Raw genomic sequence first — 2,802 nt, forward strand, 5'->3', positions numbered from 1 at the left:
CAAATAACAAGGGTATCTATATAAACTCCTAAAGACTGTATTAATCCTTGTTTTGCAGGATGGCTGACCTCAGCAGCAGCAGCGGCACAGGGTGCACTTCCACTCCCGGCTTCATTGGAGAATAATCCTCTTTTTATCCCGGCCATTACAACAACACCGAATCCGCCGCCGACAGCCTGCTGTATACCAAAAGCATTTTCAAAAATACTGGCAAGGACACCGGGAAGAAGGGTAATGTTTTTTCCTATTATAAAAATAACAACAATTGCATAGGCACCTGCCATTACTGGGACTAATTTATCCAAAACTTTAGCTGTTTTATTACCTTTTCCAAAGATTATGGCTGCTGCTGCTATTACAAGAACAGAAACAGTATATATTCTAGGGATATTAAAGGCATTTTCAAAAGATTCTGTCACTGAGTTGGAAACTATCTGACTTATGCCAGCCCAGCAAATAAGACCCGAGATTGCAAAGAGGATCCCCATCCATCTTTTCTTGAGAGCCTTCTCCATAAAATAAGCCGGTCCTCCCCTGTATCCTCCCTGTGGATCTTTTTCCTTATAAATTTGAGCCAGGGTACTCTCAATAAATGCAGAAGAAGCACCTACCAGTGCAACAACCCACATCCAGAAAACAGCACCAGGTCCCCCAATAGAAACAGCAGCAACGACTCCGGCAAGGTTACCGGCTCCTATTCGAGATGCTGTAGATATACAAAAAGCCTGAAATGATGAAACGGTATTCTCATCTTCAGACTTATTTTTTTCCAATATAATTCTAATCATTTCTTTGAATAATCTTACAGGCATAAATTTGGTTCTAATTGTAAAGTAGAGTCCAGCAGAAAGTAACATAACAGCTAAAAGGTTTTTACCCCAAAAAATTCCATTGACAAAATTAACAATATTTTGTAAATAATTCAGCATCTTTCACCATCCTTTTCAATAAAAAACAATAAAGTTGTAAAGAGTATACTCTTGAAATGTAAAATGATATTTTTATGGACTAAAATATCGAAAAAATATTATGTTATTTAGTTATTACCTTAAAAATAATTAAATAGCAAATTTTTTTATAACCATTAAGTAATAATAAAAAAAAATTAAAACCTATTGACAAATAAAAAAAATGGGGTAATATTGAAGCATAGGAATACATAAATAGGAATTAAAACATTCGAAAAATATCGTTTTTAATATCGTTTTATAAAACTTTGAAAAATATATTTAGGAGGTTTTTTTAATGAAAAAAAGATTTATGCCGGAACCATTTAAAATCAAATCTGTGGAGACTATGACTTTACCAAATGCAGAGGAAAGAAAAAAAGCTATTGAAGAAGCTGGATTTAATACTTTTTTACTGAAATCTAATGACTGTTATGTTGATTTATTAACTGACTCAGGAACCAATGCCATGAGTGATAAACAATGGGCAGGTCTTATGGTAGGGGATGAAGCCTATGCTGGAAGTAAAAACTTCTACCACCTTCAAGAGACAGTGAAAGAATATTTTGGTTTTAAGCATATTATACCTACTCACCAAGGAAGGGGAGCAGAAAACATTCTATCTTCTCTGACTATCAAAGACGGGGACTGGGTTCCTGGAAACATGTATTTTACAACAACCAGATTCCATCAGGAAAGAAATGGAGCAAACTTTAGAGATGTAATATGTGATGCTGCACATGACCCTAGCAGGGAAGATGTTCTGTTCAAGGGAAATGTGGATTTAAAGAAATTCCAGGATCTTATAGACGAAGTAGGAGCAGATAAGATCCCATATATCTGTCTGGCTGTTACTGTAAACCTAGCTGGTGGTCAGCCGGTGTCTATGCAAAATATCAAAGAAGTATCTGAATTAGCTCATAAAAATGGAATACTTGTAATGTACGATGCAACCAGATGTGTTGAAAATGCTTATTTTATAAAAGATTTAGAAGAGGGTTACGCAGATGTTTCCATTAAAGATATAGTACATGAGATGTTCTCGTATGGAGACGGGTGTACAATGAGTGGGAAGAAAGATTGCATCACAAATATCGGTGGATTCCTCTGTGTAAATGACGATGATCTGTATCTCCGGGCAACTGCCATGGTAGTTCAATTTGAAGGAATGCCCAGTTATGGCGGGTTAGCAGGAAGAGATATGGAAGCTATGGCTATAGGAATCAAAGAAGCTATGAACTATGACTATATCAGCCACAGGGTTAATCAGATCAGATATCTGGGAGAAAAATTAGCTGCAGGAGGAGTTCCTATGGTAAAACCATATGGAGGACATGCAATCTTCTTAGATGCTAAACAATTCTTACCTCACTTAGACCAGGAAGAATTCCCGGCTCAGGCATTGGCATCAGCTATCTATGTAGAATCAGGTGTTCGTACAATGGAAAGAGGAATAATCTCAGCAGGAAGAGATGCTGTGACTGGAGAAAACCATAAACCTAAGTTAGAAACTGTCAGACTTACTATTCCAAGAAGAGTTTATACCTATGCTCATTTGGATTATGTAGCAGATACAATTATAGATTTATATGAGAAGAGAGATACAATCAAAGGATTGGAATGGGTATATGAACCATCTTGCTTGAGATTCTTCACTGGAAGATTTAAACAAAAATAAATTGAATTAGTTCAGAAACAAAAATGCCACCTATTTGAAATAGGTGGCATACCTATATTAAAACTAAAATAGGATGGTGATAATTATGTTTCCAATTAAATTTAACCTAAAAGTTTTTCTTGCACTACTTTGTTCGATTTTAATGGGTATCTTTTACTCTGTTTTGTATTCATATAT

Annotated in this window: 2 protein-coding genes; one reads left to right on the plus strand and one right to left on the minus strand. The window is 35.7% G+C overall.

Annotated features, from left to right (window positions below; translation table 11 throughout):
- On the minus strand, positions 1 to 929 hold a 929-nt coding region (locus tag DYH56_RS15510), incomplete at its 3' end, for an alanine/glycine:cation symporter family protein (protein WP_147269632.1).
- A 316-nt stretch (positions 930 to 1,245) separates the two neighbouring features.
- Here DYH56_RS15510 and DYH56_RS15515 point away from each other — a divergent pair.
- Positions 1,246 to 2,625, plus strand: a complete 1,380-nt coding sequence (locus tag DYH56_RS15515) for a tyrosine phenol-lyase (RefSeq protein ID WP_199533058.1) — start codon at positions 1,246 to 1,248, stop codon at positions 2,623 to 2,625.
- Positions 2,626 to 2,802 lie beyond the last annotated feature (177 nt).

Origin of the sequence: Psychrilyobacter piezotolerans, assembly GCF_003391055.1 — a bacterium.
Lineage (GTDB): Bacteria > Fusobacteriota > Fusobacteriia > Fusobacteriales > Fusobacteriaceae > Psychrilyobacter > Psychrilyobacter piezotolerans.